Raw genomic sequence first — 20586 nt, forward strand, 5'->3', positions numbered from 1 at the left:
AGATCGTCCGGAAGGTCCAGTCTAGCATTTGTGCACTGCATCATCCGAGACAAGGACAATCTCATGAATCCCACCTTCGATCACTCCGAAACGGCCGCATCCGCCGACGCGCCGGCCTGGGGCGCCGTCGTCTCCATGGCGCTCGGCGTCTTCGGTCTCGTGACGGCCGAATTCCTGCCGGCGAGCCTGCTGACCCCGATCGCGGCGGAACTGAACATCACCGAGGGCGCGGCCGGCCAGGCGGTGACGGCCACCGCCGTGGTCGGCATGGCGGCAAGCCTGCTCATCACCTCGCTGGCGCGCCGGACCGACCGGCGGCATCTCATGCTGTTCTTCTCGCTGCTCCTGATCGTCTCGAACCTGCTGGTGGCGTTCGCGCCGGGCATGGCGTTACTGCTGGCCGGCCGGGTGCTGCTCGGCGTCGCACTCGGCGGCTTCTGGGCGATGGCGACGGCCGTGACCATGCGCCTCGTGCCGCCGCAGGCCGTGCCGCGCGCCTTGTCGATGATCTTCAGCGGCGTCTCCGCCGCGACGATCGTCGCAGCCCCGCTCGGCAGCTACCTCGGCGAGCTTGCCGGCTGGCGGACGGTGTTCGTGCTCGCGGCCGGTCTCGGCGTCGCGTCGCTCGCGATGCAGTTCCTCACCCTGCCGCGGCTGGCGCCGGCCGGCGCGACGAGCCTCAAGGCCTCGCTGCGGGTTCTCGTCCGGCCGGGCGTCGGGCTCGGCATCCTCGCGGCCACCCTGGTGTTCGGCGGGCACTTCGCCTTCTTCACCTACCTGCGCCCCTTCCTGGAAACCGATGTCGGCGCCGGCATCGAGACCGTTTCCTCGGTCCTGCTCGGCTTCGGGATCGCCAACTTCCTCGGCACGCTCGTGGCCGGGCTTCTGATCGGTCGCAGCCTGCGCATGACGCTGACGCTGATGCCGCTGCTGATGGCGGCGATCGCCTTCGCGCTCACGGCGAGCGCCCCGTCGCTGCCGCTCGCCGCCGCCGTCGTCACGCTCTGGGGCTTGCTGTTCGGCGCGGTTCCGGTCGCCTGGTCGACCTGGCTGGCGCGCACCGTTCCGGACGAAGCGGAGAGCGCCGGCGGTCTGCTGGTCGCCGCGATCCAGTTCGCCATTGCCATGGGGGCGGCCGTCGGCGGCCTCATCTTCGATACCAGCGGCGCAGCCGGCGTCTTCACCGCAAGCGGCCTCGTCCTGGCGGCAGCCGCGATCGGCATCCTGCTCGGCCTGAAGCCGCGTCCGGCCGTTTCGGTCGCCTGATCGACGGGGTTGCCTCGCGTCTTCAGCTCGCCACGCCCTTGCCAGCCGAGGGCGTGGCGTTGTCGTCCGCGATGGCGGCGATGATCTCCAGGATAGCTGCCGCCGTCTGCCGGGACAGCGCGTTGTTCGGCCAGACGAGGCTGAGGGATTGCTGGAAGCGGGCGTCGAGACGGATCAGCGCCGGCGGATCGGCAATGCGCAAGACCGACTGTTCGGGAAGGATCGACAGATGGCCGTGCTCGCGCACCAGGTTGATGATCACCGGGATGGAATCCACCTCCACCAGCGTCAGTCTTGCCCTCTGGGCGGCGGTCAGGGTGCTCGCGAGATAGCGATCGGTCATCTGGCGCAGGCCGCTCCGGACGCTGGGCATGGCGATCGGATGCTTCTGCAGCAACTCGACTGCGGCCCCGTCCGTATCTGCGAGCCCCGATGCCACGGACCGCGGAACGGCCAGCGCCAGCGGCTGGCGACCGACGAGCGCGCCTTCGAACTCCGCCGGAAAGCGGTCGACATCCAGCAGCGCGAGGTCGAACCGGCGGGCCTCCAGCCCAAAGATCAGTTCATCGGCCGTGGTCGAGGCGATGAAGAGCGGCTGGCGCGGGCGTCGCCGCTGCCACTCCGCGGCAAGGCCGGCCAGCATGCGGGCGATGTCGCTTTCGTGGCCGAACGGGATGACGGAGCCGAGCCGCCAGGTGCGGGTGATCTTGCGGAAGCGCTCGTCGGAGGCCTGCGACAGGCCGGCCCAGATGCTGCCGATGCGTTCGGCGATCGCAAGGGCCGCGACGCCCTCCGGCGTGCAGGCGACGCCGCCCGGCGAGCGCTCGAGCAGGGCAAAGCCGACGGCCTGTTCCAGCCGGACGAGCTGCCGGGTCAACTGCGGCTGGCCGAGCTTCAGCGTGCGTGCGGCGCTGCGGATGCTGCCGGCATGGACCGTGGCGCAGAAGCGGGCGAGCGCTTCCAGCGGGATCTGCGGCATGGGCGGGGCGGACCCGCGCGGCGACTGCGGATCGGCCGAGCGGCCGGGCGTCCGCAGTTGCGGAGAGGACGGTGGACCTGCGTGCCCGCCCGGCGCGACGAGAAGCAGTTGCTTCGCCGCCTCGGCGATCTCGGAAAGGCGCTCCAGCCGCGCCTGGGCTTCCAGCGTCGGCACCAGCACCGCGCCTTCGCGGCGGACGAGCGGGATGGAGATCGCCGCTTCCAGACGCCGCAGCGCCGCATTGGCGCTGGAGGCCGGCCGGCCTTCGAGCCTTGCCGCCGCGCGCACGCTGCCGGTGCGCAAGATGGCTTCGACGAGGCAGAGGGTGGCGAGATCCATGCGGTCAATCCCCGATGCTGTCCGCCTTCGTTCGGCTTGCGGCATCTACTGTACGGATATTGGGATATATCCGATTTTTCCGTGTTGCATAGAGTTGGTCGAACAGAGGAACGACCATGCTGGCGAGCGCCGAGACCTTCTATCTGACCGGAGAACCGCTCGGCTTTGCCGCGCTCGAGGCGATCGGGCGGGCGGCGACCCGGCCGCTCGCCTGCGAGATGGGGATGGGGCGGATCGGCGCCTCGCGCAAGGTGATTGCCGACCGGCTGGCCGCGGGCCTGCCGATCTACGGCTCCAACACCGGCGTCGGCTCGATGAAGGACAAGCTCTGGACGGTCGACGACCTGATGGAGTTCAACCAGAACCTGGTCAAGGCGCATCATTTCGGCACCGGCGAACCGTTCTCGCTGCCGATCGTGCGCAAGGCGATGGCGATCCGCATCAACACCGCGCTCGGCGGCTATTCCGGCTGCAGCCCGGAGCTGGTAGACGCCTTCCTGGCCCTTCTGGAGCGCGACGTCGTTCCCGTCGTGCGCCGGCACGGCTCGATGGGCTGCGCCGACATCGGCCTGATGGGGCAGGTGGCGGCGGTGCTGACCGGCGAGGGCGAGGCCTATTTCGAGGGCGAGCGGCTGCCGGCGGCGGTCGCGCTCGCCCGCGCCGGACTGGAACCGTTCCGCATGCAGCCGCGCGATGCGCTGGCGGCGCTCAGCGTCAACGCCATCGCCCATGCGGCGGCGGCGGACGTCACCCGCGAGGCGGCCAAGGCCATCCGCAACCTGATGGTGACCGGACTGTTGTCGTCGCTGGCGCTCGGCGCCTCTTCCGATCCCTGGCGGGTGGCGGCACGGCTCTCCAGCCATGGCGAAGCGCTGGCCGGGCGCTGGTTTGCGGCGCAGGCCACCTCCTGCGCCTGGCCGAAGCCGTCGGCGATCCACGATCCCCTGAGCCTGCGCATGACGGCGCAGGTGTTCGGCGCCTGCCTCGACACGCTGATGAACGCCGCCGAGCGCATCGTCGAGGCGACGGCGCAGACCGACGACAACCCGGTCGTGCTGGATGACCACGTGATGGCCTCGGGCGGCTCGCTGCCGCTGTCGACCGCGCTCTATGTCGAGGCGGCGCAGACCGGCTTCGCCCATCTCGCCCGCAACGTCCTGAACCGCTGCGTGCTGCTGTCCAACGGCGTGCGCCGCAACCTGCCGGTCAACCTCGTCGCGCCCGGCGAGGCGGCGACGGGCTTCGGGCCGCTGGTCAAGCTCGCCGTCGAGCTCTACATGCGCATCCAGTCGCTGGCCGTGCCGATCTCGGCGCAGTCGATCGTCGTCGCCGGCGGGCTGGAGGAGGAGGCGACCTTCCTGCCGCTGATCGTCGAGCGGATGGAGAGCCAGGTGCGCGACCTGCGCCAGCTGGCGGCCCTGGAAGGGATGCTGTCGGCGCAGGCGATCGATCTCGCCGGCGACCGTCCCGAGGGCGTCGCCGCCGTCGTCCATGCCCGCGTGCGCGGGGTCACCGAGTTCTACCGCAAGGATCGCCTGCTTTCCGCCGAGATCGAGGCGTTGGATCGCGACCTTGCCTGCCCGGATGCGCTGGCCTCCTTCGTGGCCGCAGCGCCGATGGACGATTTCGATGCGTTCTTCGCGCTGAACTAGCGCCAAGGGGGAAAACGCCGATGGCCGATTTCGATCTGGTGGTGAAGGGGACGGTGGTGCTGCCCGACCGTATCGTCGAGGGCGGCCACGTCGCCGTCCGCGACGGCAAGGTTGCCCACATCGGGCAGGGCGCGATGCCGGCGGCGCGCGAACGCCACGACCTGAAGGGGGCGATGATCCTGCCCGGCGCGATCGACGCGCAGGTGCATTCGCTGTCGCAGAAGGACCAGGAGGATTTCGTCTGGTCGACCCGGTCGGCGGCGGCGGGCGGCGTCACCACCATCGTCGACATGCCCTATGACGAGGGCAATCTCGTCTGCTCGGCCGAGGCGGTCGCGCGCAAGGTGGCGCACGCGGGCAAGCAGGCGCGGGTCGATTTCGCGCTCTACGGCACGATCGACCCGGAGGAGGGGCCGGCGCGCATTGCCGAAATGGTCGAGGGGGGCGTCGCCGCCTTCAAGTTCTCCACCTTCGGCACCGATCCGAAGCGCTTTCCTCGCATCCCGGCGGCCCTTCTCGAAGACTGCTTCCGGGCGATCGCGCCGACGGGGCTGACGGCCGGCGTGCACAACGAGGACGACGAGGCGGTGCGGGCGGCGATCGACAAGGTCCGGGCGCTCGGCATCTCCGACTGGCGGGCGCACGGCCTGTCGCGGCCGCCGCTGACCGAACTGCTCGCCTCGAACCAGATCTACGAGACGGGGGCGGCTACAGGCTGCCCGGCGCATGTCGTCCACTGCTCGCTCGGCCGCGGCTACGAGATCGCCGCCGCCTACCGGGCGCAGGGCCATCGCGCCACGATCGAGTGCTGCATCCACTACCTCACACTCGACGAGGAGAACGACGTGCGGCGGCTCGGCGGCAAGGCCAAGATCAATCCGCCGATCCGCCCGCGGGCCGAGGTGGAAAAGCTCTGGCGGCACGTGGCCGACGGCAATGTCACGCTCGTCTCGACCGACCATGTCAGCTGGTCGGAGGACCGCAAGACCCATGCCGACATGCTCTCCAATGCCTCGGGCGTGCCGGGGCTGGAGGCGATGGTGCCGCTGTTCGTCAAGGGAGCGCTGGAGCGCGGCATCCCGCTCACCCGGGCGGCGGAGCTGATGAGCCTCAACCCGGCCCGGCACTTCCGCCTCGATCATGTGAAGGGGGCGCTGGAGCCCGGCAAGGATGCCGACATCACCGTGCTGACGCCCGAACCCTACACCTACGATGCCGCCGAGAGCGGCCACAACGTCGTCGGCTGGTCGCCCTACAACGGCATCCGGCTGCCGTGGCGGGTGGCCGCCACCTTCCTGCGCGGCCGGCTCGCCTTCGACGGAAAGCGCGTGCTGGCCGAGCCCGGCACCGGCGCCTTCGTCAGGCCGCTGCCGACGCTTGCGATCGCCGGGGCGGACCGATGAACGCGCCGCGCACCAACCTGCCGGTCGATCCGGCACGGATCGCCGCGGTGATCGACGGGCTCGCGGCGATCACCGAGCCGGACCGGCCCTATACGCGGCGGGCGTTTTCGGCGCTCTTTCCGCAAGGCCGCGCCTTTCTGGCGGACCGCTTCCGCGAGGCGGGGCTGGAGACCCGCATCGATGCGGCCGGCAACCTGATCGGCCGGCGGCCGGGGCTGAAGCCGGGGAGCGGCACGATCATGCTCGGCTCGCATTCGGACACCGTGCCCGACGGCGGGCGGTTCGACGGCATCGCCGGGGTGGCTGCGGCGCTGGAGGTGGCGCGCTCGCTTGCCGATCGCGGCACGGCACTGGATCACGACCTGGAGATCGTCGATTTCCTCGCCGAGGAAGTGTCGGTCTTCGGCGTCTCCTGCATCGGCAGCCGCGGCATGGCGGGCGTGCTGCCGCAGGAGTGGCTCGTGCGACAGAGCGGCGGGCTGACGCTCGCCGAAGGGATCCTCCAGGCCGGGGGCGACCCGGCGCGCATCGCCGCCCAGGCGAGGGGCGACATTGCCGCCTTCCTCGAGCTCCACATCGAGCAGGGGCCGGTGCTGGAGGAGGAGAAGTTCGACATCGGCGTCGTCACCGCAATTGCCGGCATCACGCGCATCGAGATCGTGGTGGACGGCAGGGCGGACCATGCGGGGACGACGCCGATGGGCGGCCGCGCCGATGCGCTCGCCGCCGCGGCAAGGCTGGTGACGGGCGTCGAGGCGCTGGCGAAATCCTTCGCCGGCGGCCGGTTCCACTTCACCGCGACCGTCGGCGAGTTTTCGATCGAGCCGAACGCGGCCAATGTCGTGCCCTCGCGGGCGCGGCTTCTGATCGACGCGCGGGCCGAGGAGCGGGCGATGATGGACCTCTTCGCCAATTCGCTCGACCAGATGGCCGAGCAGATCGCCCGCGAGACGGGGACGACGATCTCCGCCCCGCGCCGCATCTCGGACAACCCGCCGACGCCCGCGGATCCCATGCTGGTCGCGGTGCTGGATGCGGCCTGCAGCGCGGTGGATGCCAGCCATCGCCGCATGGTGTCGGGCGCTGGCCACGATACGGCCTGGATGGCGCGGGCGACGCGCTCGGCGATGATCTTCGTGCCCTGCCGCGGCGGACGCAGCCATGCGCCGGAGGAGTTTGCCGAGAACGACGACATCGCGCTGGGGGCGGCCGTCCTCCTTCACGCCGTTCTTCAACTGGACGGCGATCTTCAGAAAGCGATTCAGGAGACTGCTTGATGGGGCGGATTTTGAAGGAGAAAGACGTCGAGGCGGCCGTGCGCGGCGGTTCGGTCTATGCCGCCGGCGGCGGCGGCTGGGCCGACCATGGTCGCATGCTCGGCCATGCCGCCGTGTCGATCGGCCGGCCGGAGCTCGTCTCGATCGACGAGCTTGCCGACGACGACTGGGTGGCGACGGCCGCGGCGATCGGCGCACCGGCCTCGACCACGCCCTGGGAGATGCGCGGCGTCGACTATGTGCGGGCCGTCGAGCTGCTGCAGGAGGCGCTGGGCGAGAAGGTGGCGGCGCTGATGGTCGGCCAGAACGGCAAGTCCTCGACGCTGAACGGCTGGCTGCCCTCGGCGATCCTCGGCACCAAGGTCCTGGATGCCGTCGGCGACATGCGCGCGCACCCGACCGGCGACATGGGCTCGATCGGCATGGCGGGCTCGCCCGAGCCGATGATCCAGACGGCGGCCGGGGGCAATCGCGCCGAGAACCGCTATATCGAGCTGGTTGTGCGCGGGGCGACGGCCAAGGTCTCGCCGGTGCTGCGGACCGCCGCCGACCAGTCCGGCGGCTTCATCGCCTCCTGCCGCAATCCCCTGAGGGCATCCTACGTGCGGGCGAACGCAGCCCTCGGCGGCATCTCGCTGGCGCTCGCCCTCGGCGAGGCGATCCTGGCCGCCGAGGCGCGGGGGCCGTCCGCGGTGATCGACGCGATCGTTGCGACGACCGGCGGCGCGATCCTGGCGGAGGGGACGATCACCGAGAAGGCGGTCGTCTACACGAAGGAGGCCTTCGACATCGGCACGGTGACGCTCGGCCGCGGCGAAAATGCCGTCACCCTGCATGTGATGAACGAGTACATGGCGGTGGAGACCGCCGGCGGCGTGCGGCTCGCCACCTTTCCAGACGTGATCACCACGCTGTCGCAGGAGGCCGAGCCCTTGAGCGTCGGGCAGCTTGAGGTCGGGATGAAGGTATTCGTGCTGCATGTGCCGAAGACCGTCATTCCGCTGGCGTCGAGCGTGCTGGATCCGACGGTGTATCCGCCGGTGGAGAAGGCGATGGGGATCGAGATTGCACGGTATGCGCTCGGACCTTCACCCTCCCCTTGAGGGGGAGGGTCGGCGCGAAGCGCCGGGGCGGGGTGTTGTGGCGATTGCGGCTGCCGTGCCGTCGCAGGGCGGACAGCGCGACGGCCACTGCCGCCCCAAGTCTTGCTGCAGCCGATCGCCTCAACGGAGAGGTCGACTGCCCCTCACCCTGGCCCTCTCCCCGCAAGCGGGGAGAGGGGACGCGCCGCGACCGATAGGACGGGCATGCGCTCTCTTTCTGCGCCGGGGCGGTGCAACGTTCGTCCTTCTCCCCGCCTGCGGGGAGAAGGTGCCGGCAGGCGGATGAGGGGCGTCTTGCAAATGCCGATGAAGATGCAGGCCACCATTTCCAGGAGACCATCATGCCCACACCCAATCCCCGCCATCCGAACTTTCCGATCCCCGGTGGCCCGGTGCTGCGCGCCAGGGGCTGGCGGCAGGAGGGGCTGCTGCGGTTGCTGGAAAACGTGCTGTCTGTCGGTGAGGACCCCGACAACCTGGTGGTCTATGCGGCGCTCGGCAAGGCGGCGCGCAACTGGGCCGCGCACCGGGCGATCGTCAAGGCCCTGTGCGAGATGGAGGAGGACCAGACGCTCCTGATCCAGTCGGGCAAGCCGGTCGGGCTGCTTAGGACCCATGCCAAGGCGCCGCTCGTCATCATGGCCAACTGCAACATCGTCGGCCAGTGGGCAAAGGCGGAGGTGTTCTACGAGCTGCAGCGAAAAGGGCTGATCTGCTGGGGCGGGCTGACGGCCGGCGCCTGGCAGTATATCGGCAGCCAGGGGGTGATCCAGGGCACCTACGAGATCTTCATGCGGATCGCCGAGAAGCGCTTTTCCGGCTCGCTCGCCGGCCGGTTCATCCTGACGGCGGGGCTCGGCGGCATGGGCGGGGCGCAGCCGCTCGCCGGCCGGATGGCAGGGGCTGCGATCCTCTGCGTCGACATCGATCCGGAGCGGGCGGAAAAGCGCAAGGCGGTCGGTTATCTGGAGCAGGTGGCGCCCGACCTCGACACCGCGCTCGCGATGATCGACGCGGCGGTGAAGGAGAAGCGCGCCACCTCGATCGGCCTCGTCGGCAATGCCGCCGACATCTATCCGGAGATCGCCCGGCGCGGCATCGTGCCCGACATCGTCACCGACCAGACCTCCGCGCACGATCTCGTCTACGGCTACGTGCCGAAGGGAATGAGCCTCGATCAGGTGCGCTCGCTCAGGGATGACGGGCAGGGGCAGCTGATGGCGGCGAGCCGCGCCTCGATCGTCGAGCATGTCGGCGCGATGCTGGAATTCCAGAAGAGGGGCGCGGAGGTGTTCGACAACGGCAACCTGATCCGCACCCAGGCGCGCGAGGGCGGCGTTGCCAACGCCTTCGACATCCCGATCTTCACCGAGGCCTATCTCAGGCCGCTGTTTGCCCGCGCCATCGGGCCGTTCCGCTGGATGGCGCTGTCGGGCGAGGCGAGCGACATCGCCCGCATCGACGAGCTGGTGCTCGCAATGTTTCCCGACAACCGCATCGTCACCAACTGGATCCGGCTGGCGCGCGACAACATCCCCTTCGAGGGCCTGCCGGCGCGGATCGCCTGGCTCGGCCACGGCGAGCGGACCGAGCTGGCGCTGGCGGTCAACCGGCTGGTGGAAGACGGCGAACTCAAGGGACCGGTCGCCTTTTCCCGCGACCATCTGGACGCCGGCGCCATGGCCCATCCCAACATCATGACGGAGCGGATGAAGGACGGCTCGGATGCGATCGCCGACTGGCCGCTGCTCGATGCCATGCTGCTCTCCTCGTCCATGGCCGACCTCGTCGTCGTCCACTCCGGCGGCGGCGGCTATGCCGGCTACATGACGAGCTGCGGCGTCACCGTCGTCGCCGACGGCACGAACGCCGCCGCCGAGCGGCTACAGCATGCGCTCACCAACGACACGGCGCTGGGGGTGATCCGCTATGCGGATGCGGGGTATGAGGAGGCGCTGGACGAGATCGCCGAAAAGGGGATCGGGCATGTGCCGGTGGGGTGAGCCCGGCAGGCTGTCGGCGCTCCGACACCCGGAGCTCGGGGACCGTCAGGGCACTTTCACCAAGTCGTCCGGCTTCCACGTCTGATCGTAGAACTCCGCACCTGTGCCGTACAGGCGCACGGTTGCGAGAAAATTGCGATCCGGAACGGTCTGGATGAAATTCGACCTGTCCACGTTGTCCGGCAGGTTCGGGCCGAAATAGAGGTCAATGGAGCCGTCCTCGTTCGTCGTCACCTTGTTGAAGCCATTGATGGACGGCAGCAATTGTTCCGTCTCCGGCATTGTCCCGTCGGTGATGTTATAGGCCGTCACGGCCCAGAAGAGCGCGGCGGGCGGGTTCGGGGGCAGGTGCAGCTTATAGCGTTTCGAGCCATCCAGGAATTCGCCGTCGCTGTCGCGCACCGTGAAGGGGTATTTGGAGCCGGCGCCGATCGTGTGCATGACCATGGCCGGTGCCGATGAATAGGCGATCTGGAAGAACGAGGCCCGCTGCAGGATGTCCAGATAGGTGGCCTGGTTCCACTCGGCGGTCCCGCCTGCCCACGTGTTCTCGTACTGGCGATCCTTGTAGTAGAGGTTGCGTTTGTCGGGGCGGCCGAGCTGGCGCGCTGCCATGATCATCTTCGGCGCGGTCGTGACCGCCTTGTGCAGAAGCTCTTTCTGCGTCTCGGTCGGTTCGAAGGGCTGGTTCTTGACGATGCCCACGGCGGCGAGCATCCCGCGCGTCACCGGATCGATCGCGGCGACGGGCTCGTAGTCCACATAGGCCTTCAGCTTGGTCCAATAGGTGCTGTCGGTCGGGTACATCATGTTGATGCGCTTGCCGCTGGCATTTGGGAAATCCATCGGCTTCGCATCCTTTTCGGGCGTCCAGAGCGGGTAGACCCGCGTCTGTTCGGCATTGGCGACCGCGGGCGCCGGATCGGGCCCGTTCGCGCCCTGCGTCATGATGGTGCGGAAGAACAGGAAGACGTTGTTGGTTGCCGACCTGAATGCGAAATAGCCGCCGGGGACCTCGCCGTCATAGTCGGGGGGCAGGAGCAGATAGAGACCGCCGCGGGCGCGATCCGGGCCGACCGCGCCAACGTCGGTGATCGTACGCTGCTGGAAATCGGTGAACATGCCGATGACGTTCGGCGGAGCGGCGACAACGAGCGGACCATCCTTCTTGAGGTCCAGATAGCTCATCGAATAGATCACATCGGCGTTCGGCGTGGGCACCCATGTGCGGCTGTCCATCCGGTCCTTCCAGATCGGAAGAACGTTGTAGCCGCTCCCGAACGCCGACTCCGATCCGTCACGCATGCCGATGGTGTTCAGGATGGGGATCGTCAGGATGTAGGACTGGACTGCACTCTGATAGAAAAGCTCATCGCGCAGCGCTTCAGCCTCGTCCTTCGGAAGCCATTTTCCATTGTCGATCTGCTCGACGAGCGGCGGGGCTTTCGCATCCTGGGCCTTGGTCGGGTTTTGAAGGAGGGCGCCCGCCGCCAACACGGAGGCGACCAGTGCAACATTCATGTGCCATTTCGCCATCGTCGGTCCCCCGGGAAATGCTGCTGCGCAAGTACCTAGGGGAGACTTGGAGAAAGTCACGTGCCGGCGCACGTCAAACTCCATTCATTTCCCGGGTTGCGGCGCTGTGCTAATCTCCACGGCCGCCTCATGCCCGCAGGGCGCACGGCGGTTGCCGCCCCTTCCGGTGCGCGGCGCGGGAGAGGGGGGCGGGGACGATGGTCCGGAGGAAATCGCATCTGGCGGTCGGCAGCATCACCGTGCTGCTCGGGCTCTATCTGTTCGTCGCCTATTTCGTGCTGCCGGAGATCTGGATCTTCCGCGATGCGAAGGAGGTCGGCAGTCTCGACAGCATGGTCACCGTCACACCCGACGACATTCCGGGCGATCCGATCAATGTCGGGCTGGTCGGCACGAAGGAAGAGGTGGTCCGCGCCTTCGCCGCCGCCCATTGGGACCCGGCCGACAGGATCACGCTGCGGTCCTCGATCGACATCGGCCTTTCCGTCGTGCTCGACCGGCCGGACCTCGACGCGCCGGTGAGCACGCTTCTGTTCGAGGGCCGCAAGCAGGATCTCGCCTTCGAAAAGCCGGTGGGGCACAGCGCCGACCAGCGCAACCACGTCCGCTTCTGGCAGACGGAGAAGACCGGCGAGGACGGGCGGCCGCTGTGGCTCGGATCGGCGAGCTTCGATCGTGGCGTCGGGCTCAGCCACGACACCGGTCAGATCACCCACCACATCGGCCCGGACGTCGATGCCGAGCGCAACCTCGTGATCGGCGACCTGCAGACCGCCGGGCAATTGACCTCCACCTACGAGATCGAAGGCGTCGGCGCGACCGAGGACGGCCGCAACGGCGGCGGGGATCGGTACTTCACCGACGGCAAGGCGGTCGTGGGCGTGCTGGTTGAGCCCGAGGGACAATAGGCGCCGTCACTGGCATCGCCCAGGGAGGGGCGGATCTCTCTTGCATCCGCCGGCGGCCAGGTGGCCAGATGGGGGCTGCACAAGGCGCGTCTTATCTGACAGAATTGCGCGCATGGGGAGGATAGCCCGGCCGGCCCCGCGTGCCCGCCGGCTGAACGCCGTCTCGCAGTCCCGTTGCAAGTGATCGATCCTGCCCCGCCCGCGGCGCCGAGACGGCCCCGGCATGCAACGTGCGAGCATCTGAAGTCGTCCAGCAACGCAGGAGCACTTCACATGGCAACTCATATGGGAACCTGGAAACCCGACCCGAGCTTCTATCCGTCGCCGCGCATGGCGATGAAGGCCGAACCGGAGACGCTGGCCTATGTCGCCGCCTTCGATCCGGCGCGCAAGGTGCCGGACCATCTCGCCGTCGTCGACGTCGATCCGAAATCCTCCACCTACGGGCAGATCGTGCACACACTCTCGATGCCGAACGTCGGGGACGAACTGCATCATTTCGGCTGGAACGCCTGCTCCTCGTGCCTGTGTCCGAATGCGCCGCATCCCCATGCCGAGCGGCGCTATCTGGTCGTGCCCGGCCTGAAATCCTCGCGCATCCACATCGTCGACACGAAACCGGACGCCCGGCGGCCGACGATCGCCAAGGTGGTGGAGCCGGCCGAGGTCGCCGAGCGGGCGGGCTATACCCGGCCGCACACCGTCCATTGCGGGCCGGAGGGGATCTATGTGGCAGCGCTCGGCAACGCCGAGGGCAAGGCGCCGGGCGGGGTGTTCCTGATGGACCACGAGACCTTCGACGTCCGCGGCCGCTGGGAGATGGACCGCGGGCCGCAGCAGCTCTCCTACGACGTCTGGTGGCATCTCGGCCACGACACGCTGGTGACCAGCGAATGGGGCACGCCCGATACCTTCGAGAACGGGCTCGTGCCGGAGATCCTGCTGGGGGCGAAATACGGCCGCCGCCTGCATTTCTGGGACCTGCACAAGCGCAAGCACCTGCAGACGATCGATTTCGGCGACAAGTACCAGCTCGTCTTCGAGCTCCGCCCCGCCCATGACCCGACGAAGGCCTACGGCTTCGTCAACACGGTGCTCTGCCTGGAGGACCTGTCCTCGGCGATCTGGGTCTGGCACCGCGACGGCGACAAATGGGCGGTGACGAAGGTGATCGACATCCCGGCCGAGCCCGCCGATCCGGACACGTTGCCGCCGATGCTGAAGGGTTTCGGGGCGGTGCCGCCGCTCGTCACCGACATCGACCTCTCCATGGACGACCGTTTCCTCTACGTCTCCTGCTGGGGGACCGGCGACCTCCTGCAGTTCGACGTCTCCGACCCGTTCAAGCCGAAGCAGACGGGGAAGGTGCGGATCGGCGGGATCGTCGCGCGCGCCAGCCATCCGGGGGCTAAGAACGGTACGCTCAACGGCGGGCCGCAGATGGTGGAGATCAGCCGCGACGGCAGGCGGGTCTATTTCACCAATTCGCTCTACGGGGTGATCGACGAGCAGTTCTACCCGGAAGGCATCGATGGCTGGATGGTGAAGCTCGATGCGAAACCTGACGGCGGGATCGCCTTCGACGAAAAATTCTTCGTCGAATGGCCGAAGTCGCACCGGCCGCACCAGGTCCGCCTGCAGGGCGGCGACTGCTCGTCGGATTCCTACTGCTATCCGTGAGCGGGCTGCGGCGACCGGCGGCGGCGCATCGCGCCGGTGCCGCTGCCCCTGAAGGGCGACGGGGTACCGACGAAGGAAGCCGATCCGGCGCCGGCTGATGAACCGACGAGGCGAACATGGACACGTTCTGGCCATGGCTGATGCTTGCCGGGCTCGGCGCCTTCCACGGGCTGAACCCGGCGATGGGCTGGCTGTTCGCCGTCGCGCTCGGCGTGCATCGCGGCAGCGGGGCGGCGGTGGCCAAGGCGGTGCCGGCGATCGCGATCGGGCATGCGGCCTCTGTCGCGGCGGTGGCCGGCGTACTGGTGACGGCCGGGCTGATGGTCGATCAGGGCCGGCTGCGGACGGCGACGGGGATGTTGCTGGTCGGCTGGGCGCTCTTGCACCTCCTCTACGGGCACAGGCGGCGCGTCCGCATCGGCATGACGACCGGGCTTGCCGGGCTGGCGGTGTGGTCGTTCCTGATGGCAACGGCACATGGCGCTGGTCTGATGGTGCTGCCGGCGCTGATGCCGCTCTGCGTTGCGAGCGGACCGCTCGCCGGCCTCGATGCCGGCGGCTCGGCGGCAACCGCGCTCGCCGCCGTCGGCGTGCATACGGCCGCGATGCTGGCGGCTACGGCCACCGCCGCCTTCGCCGTCTACCGCTTCGTCGGGCTCGGTATCCTGCGCAGCGGCTGGGTCAATGTCGATCTGGTGTGGACGCTGGTGCTGGTGGGGACGGGGGTGATGCTGATCGTGGGGTAGGATCCATTGCGCGGGATGGGGAAGGGCAATAGCAGATTGCCAGGCCCTGCGCCTGCCGGGCAGTTGGACGGCGGGTACCGCTGTCGAATGTCTCCGTCACCCCGGACTTGATCCGGGGTCCAGCGGCGTCGCGTCCGCGACGCGGAAAATGCTTTATCGCGCAAGGACTTGCGCGTGCTGGATGCCGGATCAAGTCCGGCATGACGGGGTAGGGGCGTTCCGGACGTCAAACTCAGCTCGCGGTTCGTCTTCTGTCTCGGCGTGCGGAGCGTAGGTGCCGCCCCTCACACCACCGTCTCGCCGCCGTCCACCACCAGCGCCTGGCCGGTCATGTAGCTGGAGCGGTCGGAGACGAGGAAGAGGATCGGTTCGGCGATTTCCGAGACGTCGGCCCAGCGGCCCATCGGCACCTTGTCGCGCACATAGGCCTCGATCGCCGCGCGGCCGCCCATCTGGCCGATGAAGGGGGCGTTGAAGGGGGTATCGACCCAGCCGGGGCAGAGCGCGTTGACGCGGATGCCGAAGCGGGCGTAGTCGCCGGCCATCTGCTTCGTCATCGCGATGACGGCGTGCTTGGTGGTCGTGTAGGCGATCATCTCGCGATCGTAGAGGATGCCGGACGACGAGGACGTGTTGAGGATCACGCCCTTACCCTGCCGTTTCATCGCCGGCACGACAAGGCGGGCGGCGATGAAATGGGCGCGCACGTTCAGGCCCCAGGAGCGGTCGAAGCCCTCGATCGAGACTTGCTCGAGGTCGCCTTCCACCTGCGCGCCGGCGTGGTTGTGGAGGATGTCGATGCGGCCGAGGCGGGCGAGGACACCCGCGACCATCGCCGCGACGGCCGCGTCGTCGGTGACGTCGAGCACGGCGGTCTCGGCGCGGCCGCCGGCAGAGGCGATGCGGGCCACGGTTTCCGCAGCCCCCGCCGCATCGCGGTCGACGACGACGACCATCGCCCCCTCGCGCGCCATGATCTCGGCGCCGGCGCGGCCGATGCCGGAGCCGCCACCGGTGACGATGGCGACCTGGTCCTTCAGGATCATCTGTTTCACTCCCCAGTGACTGCACTTTGAAACGATGCATGTCTTCGTCCCGAAACCGGTGACCGCTTCCGGGAGGCATGCACTAGTCGGTGCCTTTCGTTTTCCTCTCGCGCATCAGCACCCGTGCGGCGAGAATGAGGACGAGCGAGGCGACCAGCACCATGGTCGCGATCGCGTTGATCTCCGGCGTCACGCCGCGCCGGATCGAGGCGAAGACGTAGATCGGCAGCGTCGTCTTCGAGCCGGCGACGAAGAAGGCGACGATGAAATCGTCGAAGGAGAAGGTGAAGGCGAGCAGGAAGCCGGCCAGCACCGACGGCAGGATCTGCGGCAGCACGATCTGGTGGAAGGTGGTCCAGGGCGTGGCGTAGAGATCGGCGGAGGCCTCGATGATGTCGCGGCCGAGGCTTGCGATCCTGGCCTTCACGATCATCGTCACCAGCGCCATGGTGAAGAGGCCGTGGGCAGCGATGATCGAGCCGTAGCCGAGGCCGAACTGCGGCGGCTGCTCGCCCGGCCAGAGGCTCGCGATCGCCGGGTTGATCGCGCCGAAGACGGCGACGAGGGCGACGAGGGTGGCAATGCCGATGACGACGCCGGGAACGACGATCGCCGCCGCCATCAGGCCGTCGAAGACCGCGCGGGCGCGCGGGCCGAGCCGCTGCATGCCGAGTGCGGCCATGGTGCCGAAGACGGCGGCGAGGACGGCGCTGGTGAACGCGATGATCAGGCTGTTCTGCAGGGCGGTGACCAGGAAGGTGTTTCCGAGCGCACGGCCGTACCACTGCAGCGAGAAGCCGGTGAACTCGCTGGCGCTGCGGCCGGCGTTGAAGGAGAACAGCACCACCAGCGCGATCGGCGCGTAGAGGAAGAGGTAGACGGCGGTCATCAGGGCGCGCATCACACGAGATCCACCTGTCTGGAGCCGGAAATCTTCCAGGCGATCCGCATCGCCACCATCAGCACGACGACGACGACGAGCACCAGCGTGACGGCGATCGCCGAGCCGAACGGCCAGTTGCGCGACTGCAGGAACAGGTCGACCAGCGCATTGCCGATGAAGAACACCTTGCCGCCGCCGAGAAGCTGCGGGATCAGGTATTCGCCGAGCAGCAGGATGGTGACGAGCGCCACCCCGGTCATCACACCGGGCAGCGACAGCGGCAGGGTCACGGAGAAGAAGGTCGAGACCGGCTTCGCGCCGAGGTCGGCGGAGGCCTCCAGCAGGCGGCGATCGAGCTTTTCCAGGCTGACATAGATCGGCATGATCATCAGCGGCAGGTAGCCGTAGACGATGCCGAGCAGCACGGCGCCGGGCGTGTTCAGCATGCGCACGTCCTCGATGCCGATCATCGAGAGCAGGTTGGGGATGCCGCGCGAGCCGAGGATGTACATCCAGGCATAGGTGCGCACGAGCAGGCTGGTCCAGAAGGGGACGACCACGAGCGAGACCAGCATCAGCCGGTAGCGCGGGTCGGCCTTCACCGCCAGATAGTAGGCGGCCGGATAGGCGACCAGCAGGCAGACGAAGGCGCCGACGGGGGCGAGGATGAGCGTGTTCCAGTAGGCGGCGGCGCGGGCGGGCAGGTTGGCATACTGGGCGAGCGTGAAGGCCGGCTGGTAGCCGCCGGCCGGCGCCCGCTCGCCGATGGAGAACACCACCATGGCGACGAAGGGCAGGACGAGGAAGACGAACAGCCACAGGCCCGACGGCGCCAGGAGCGCGGTCGTGACCAGGGTGCGTTTCGTTTTCGGTGCCAGGGGCATCAGGGGTATCCGGGTTCGATAGGTGCCGCCCGTTGGGGGCGGCGGGGCGATGACACGGGCGGGGGCATCCGCCGGTGCGGTTCTTGTCGTGGCGGCGGGTTCCGCGCCCGGTGCGATCGGCACCGGTGGCCTGCGTTCGCATGCAGCGACCGCCGGCAGCATCGAAGGGGGCTGAACTGCCCCTCATCCGGCTGCCGCCACCTTCTCCCCGCAAGCGGGGAGAAGGGACAAGCCGCGCCGTCCTGCCTTGCTTCAGACGATCCGCTCGCAGGCAGTGCGGCATCGCTTGCTGCCGCCTCCGCCCGCGTGGGTGCGGGAGCGTTGCAAGCGTTCGCCGGAGCAGCAGGGCGAGGCTGCGGCAGGAGCAGGGCGGGCGCGGCGATCGTCCTTCGCCCCGCCTGCGGGGAGAAGGTGCCGGCAGGCGGATGAGGGGCCGGCCGGCATTGCGGCCGCCAAGCCGCGCCGCAGTCTGCCCCTTACGCCGACTTGAACCGCGCCATCAGCTCCGCGCGCGCCGGGTCGGTGAGCGTCACGGCGGCGCCGAATTCCAGCGGCGTCAGCGAAGCCTCGTCCGGATAGACGATCTTGTTCGACGTGATCTCCGGCGGCAGGAGCGCCAGGACGCGGCTGTCGGTGGTCGGCGCGCCGTTGGCGATGTGCTCCTTCACCGCGACCGCCGGATCCATCAGGAAGTTCAGGAGCGCATAGCCGGCCGGCTTATTGGCCGCGCTCTTCGGGATCGCGTAGAAGTCCGACCAGATCTCGCCGCCGTCCTTGCCGAGCACGAAGTGGATCTCCGGCATGTCGCGGTTGAGCTGGGCGCCGTCGTTGGTCCAGCACATGGTCATCCAGGCGTCGGTGGCGCGCATCGAGGGCTGGTAGTCGCTGTTGATGGCGTAGAGGTGCGGCTTGACCTTGATCAGCAGTTCCTCGGCCTTGGCGAGTTCCTCCGGCTTGATCGAATTGAAGGAATAGCCGAGCGCCACCAGTGCGTTGCCGATGGTGGTCAGCTGGTAGTCGTGCACCATGGCGCGGCCGTCGGCCTCACCCATGGCGACGTCGAAGAAGTCCTTCCAGCTGGTGATCGGCGACTTGATCTTGTCGGCGTTGAAGGCGATGCCGGTCGTGCCCCAGTTCTTCGGCAGCGCATAGACGGTGCCGTCGACCGTTCCTTCCGCGGTGAAGCGGGTGTTCTGGGTCTTCGGGTCGAAGTTCGGCACCTTTGCGAGATCGAGCGGGTCGATCAGGCCGAGCTTGGCATAGGTGGAGATCGTGTAGTTGGTCGGCACGAACAGGTCCCAGCCGGTGCCGCCGGCCTGGAGCTTGGCCAGCATCTCCTCGTTGGAGCCGAAGACGTTGACCTCGACGGCGACGCCGGTCTTTTCGGTGAAGGCCTCGAAGGTCGCCGGGTCGTGGTAGTTCGGCCAGGTGGCGAGCGACATGGTCGAGCCGAGGTCCTGGGCGTAGGCGGGCGAACCGAAGACGCCGGGCTGGCGGCCGCCGACCACGGCTGCGGCGAGGCCGAGGCCGGTGACGCCCAGGAAGTGCCTGCGGGTGACCGAACCGCGCTTGACGCGCATCAGCTCGTCCATCAGGCGACTGGCCGTGATCGGGGCATTCTGTCTGTACCATTTCGTCATGACGCTGTTCCCTTCTTCAATTGATGACGCGCCTGTTCCCCTCAGGCTGGTTCATTCACGCCGGAAAGATGTGCGCTTCGCCGGGATCGAAGTTCATCGCGACCGTCTCGCCCGGCTCGACGAGGTCGCTCTCTGCAGTGCCGTGCCGCTCGGCGGTGACGAGGAGATCGCCGAGGCCGGGAACGGAAATCGAATATTCGGCCGAGGAGCCGAGGAAGATGCGGTGGGTGACCGTGCCCTCGAGGAGGGCGCCGTTGGCGGCGGCGGGACGCGCCAGGCGGATGACCTCGGGCCGCAGCGCCACCGTCGCCGCGCCGGCGCTCATCGCGCGCGCCCTGGCCGTCGTCAGCGTCCGGCCGTTTCCGAGCGTCACGCTGCCGCTCGCCGGATCCACGGTCGCCGGCAGCCGGTTGGTCTTGCCGACGAAATCGGCGACGAAGAGATCGGCCGGATGGTCGTAGATCTCCTTCGGCGAGGCGAGCTGGCGGATCCGTCCGGCATTCATGACGCAGACGAGGTCGCTCATCGACAGCGCCTCCTCCTGGTCGTGGGTGACGAGGACGAAGGTGATGCCGAGCTCGCGCTGCAGACTCTGCAGCTCGAACTGCATGGCGGTGCGGAGCTTCTTGTCGAGGGCGGCGAGCGGTTCGTCGAGCAGCAGCACCTGCGGCTTGTTGACGAGGGCGCGGGCGAGCGCCACGCGCTGCTGCTGGCCGCCGGACATCTCGTGGATGCGGCGCCTGGCAAAGCCGCCGAGGCGGACCATCTCCAGCGCCTCGCCGACGCGGCGGGAAATCTCGGCGGCGGGCAGGCGCGGGCGGAGCTGCTTCAGCCCGTAGGCGACGTTGTTCTCGACGTCGAAATGCGGAAACAGCGCATATTGCTGGAACACCATGTTCACCGGGCGGCGGTAGGCCGGTACGCCGTTCATCGGGCTGCCGCCGACGAAGACCTCGCCCTCGCTCGGATGCTCGAAGCCGCCGATCATCCTGAGGCAGGTGGTCTTGCCGCAGCCGGAGGGGCCGAGCAGCGCCACGAAGGCGCCCTTGGGCACGGCGAGGTTGATGTCCGCGACAGCGGTGACGGCGCCATAGCGCTTGCTCACCGAACGGAACTCGATGTCGTTTGCAGCCGATGTCACGTCTGTTCCCCGCGGTCTGTTTACCTGCCGGCGATCATGCGCCGTCTTTGCCGCTGTATGAAGCCAATGCTAGTCAGGAAGCGGGGCGGAGGTATATACC

General features: G+C 68.4%; 16 protein-coding genes. 9 read left to right on the forward strand and 7 right to left on the reverse strand.

The genetic code is table 11. The features are described from left to right. Window positions 1-63 precede the first annotated feature (63 nt). Window positions 64-1266: an MFS transporter gene (locus P0086_RS18360; RefSeq protein WP_275788157.1), complete on the forward strand. Its 1203-nt coding sequence runs from the start codon at window positions 64-66 to the stop codon at window positions 1264-1266. 22 nt (window positions 1267-1288) lie between these two features. Here P0086_RS18360 and P0086_RS18365 read toward each other — a convergent pair whose 3' ends face one another. Continuing rightward, complete coding sequence (locus P0086_RS18365; protein ID WP_275788159.1) at window positions 1289-2584, reverse strand: LysR family transcriptional regulator; 1296 nt, start codon at window positions 2582-2584, stop codon at window positions 1289-1291. Window positions 2585-2700: 116 nt separating this feature from the next. Here P0086_RS18365 and P0086_RS18370 point away from each other — a divergent pair, with 116 nt between their 5' ends. From P0086_RS18370 to P0086_RS18390, 5 genes are all read left to right on the forward strand, one after another. Then, window positions 2701-4236, forward strand: a complete 1536-nt coding sequence (locus tag P0086_RS18370; protein ID WP_112612139.1) for an aromatic amino acid lyase — start codon at window positions 2701-2703, stop codon at window positions 4234-4236. Between the two features lie 20 nt (window positions 4237-4256). Next, complete coding sequence (locus tag P0086_RS18375; RefSeq protein ID WP_275788162.1) at window positions 4257-5639, forward strand: dihydroorotase family protein; 1383 nt, start codon at window positions 4257-4259, stop codon at window positions 5637-5639. Then, window positions 5636-6916: a Zn-dependent hydrolase gene (locus P0086_RS18380; RefSeq protein WP_275788164.1), complete on the forward strand. Its 1281-nt coding sequence runs from the start codon at window positions 5636-5638 to the stop codon at window positions 6914-6916. Before P0086_RS18375 ends, P0086_RS18380 begins: the two co-directional genes overlap by 4 nt. Next, window positions 6916-8019 carry a DUF917 domain-containing protein gene (locus P0086_RS18385; RefSeq protein WP_275788166.1) on the forward strand — a complete coding sequence of 368 codons (1104 nt, stop codon included), beginning with the start codon at window positions 6916-6918 and terminating at the stop codon, window positions 8017-8019. Before P0086_RS18380 ends, P0086_RS18385 begins: the two co-directional genes overlap by 1 nt. Window positions 8020-8360: 341 nt before the next feature. Next, a complete protein-coding gene (locus P0086_RS18390; protein ID WP_275788168.1) occupies window positions 8361-10022 on the forward strand; it encodes a urocanate hydratase in 1662 nt (553 codons plus the stop codon). A gap of 45 nt (window positions 10023-10067) precedes the next feature. Here the strand turns inward: P0086_RS18390 and P0086_RS18395 are convergent, their stop codons facing one another. After that, complete coding sequence (locus tag P0086_RS18395; protein ID WP_275788170.1) at window positions 10068-11543, reverse strand: DUF1254 domain-containing protein; 1476 nt, start codon at window positions 11541-11543, stop codon at window positions 10068-10070. Window positions 11544-11755: 212 nt separating this feature from the next. Here P0086_RS18395 and P0086_RS18400 point away from each other — a divergent pair, with 212 nt between their 5' ends. The 3 genes from P0086_RS18400 to P0086_RS18410 all read left to right on the forward strand — a co-directional run bounded on the left by P0086_RS18400 (window position 11756) and on the right by P0086_RS18410 (window position 14892). Beyond that, window positions 11756-12466 (forward strand): LssY C-terminal domain-containing protein, encoded by a 711-nt coding sequence (locus P0086_RS18400; RefSeq protein ID WP_148179417.1) that lies wholly within the window; start codon window positions 11756-11758, stop codon window positions 12464-12466. Between the two features lie 285 nt (window positions 12467-12751). Continuing rightward, window positions 12752-14146 carry a selenium-binding family protein gene (locus tag P0086_RS18405; protein ID WP_275788317.1) on the forward strand — a complete coding sequence of 465 codons (1395 nt, stop codon included), beginning with the start codon at window positions 12752-12754 and terminating at the stop codon, window positions 14144-14146. 116 nt (window positions 14147-14262) lie between these two features. Next, window positions 14263-14892: a hypothetical protein gene (locus tag P0086_RS18410; protein ID WP_275788172.1), complete on the forward strand. Its 630-nt coding sequence runs from the start codon at window positions 14263-14265 to the stop codon at window positions 14890-14892. 284 nt (window positions 14893-15176) lie between these two features. Here P0086_RS18410 and P0086_RS18415 read toward each other — a convergent pair whose 3' ends face one another. The 5 genes from P0086_RS18415 to P0086_RS18435 form a co-directional block, all read right to left on the reverse strand. Next, entirely contained in the window at window positions 15177-15938 is a 762-nt protein-coding gene (locus tag P0086_RS18415) for an SDR family oxidoreductase (RefSeq protein ID WP_275788174.1), read from the reverse strand. Window positions 15939-16020: 82 nt separating this feature from the next. Beyond that, window positions 16021-16839: an ABC transporter permease gene (locus P0086_RS18420; protein WP_275788176.1), complete on the reverse strand. Its 819-nt coding sequence runs from the start codon at window positions 16837-16839 to the stop codon at window positions 16021-16023. After that, the gene (locus tag P0086_RS18425) at window positions 16839-17705 is read right to left on the reverse strand and encodes an ABC transporter permease (RefSeq protein ID WP_275788178.1); all 867 of its coding nucleotides are present in this window, start codon (window positions 17703-17705) and stop codon (window positions 16839-16841) included. Before P0086_RS18425 ends, P0086_RS18420 begins: the two co-directional genes overlap by 1 nt. Before the next feature lie 476 nt (window positions 17706-18181). Further along, a complete protein-coding gene (locus P0086_RS18430) occupies window positions 18182-19345 on the reverse strand; it encodes a spermidine/putrescine ABC transporter substrate-binding protein (protein ID WP_148655230.1) in 1164 nt (387 codons plus the stop codon). 55 nt (window positions 19346-19400) lie between these two features. Next, a complete protein-coding gene (locus P0086_RS18435) occupies window positions 19401-20486 on the reverse strand; it encodes an ABC transporter ATP-binding protein (protein WP_275788181.1) in 1086 nt (361 codons plus the stop codon). Between the last annotated feature and the right edge of the window lie 100 nt (window positions 20487-20586).

This window comes from Mycoplana sp. MJR14 (assembly GCF_029210525.1).
Classification (GTDB): domain Bacteria; phylum Pseudomonadota; class Alphaproteobacteria; order Rhizobiales; family Rhizobiaceae; genus Mycoplana.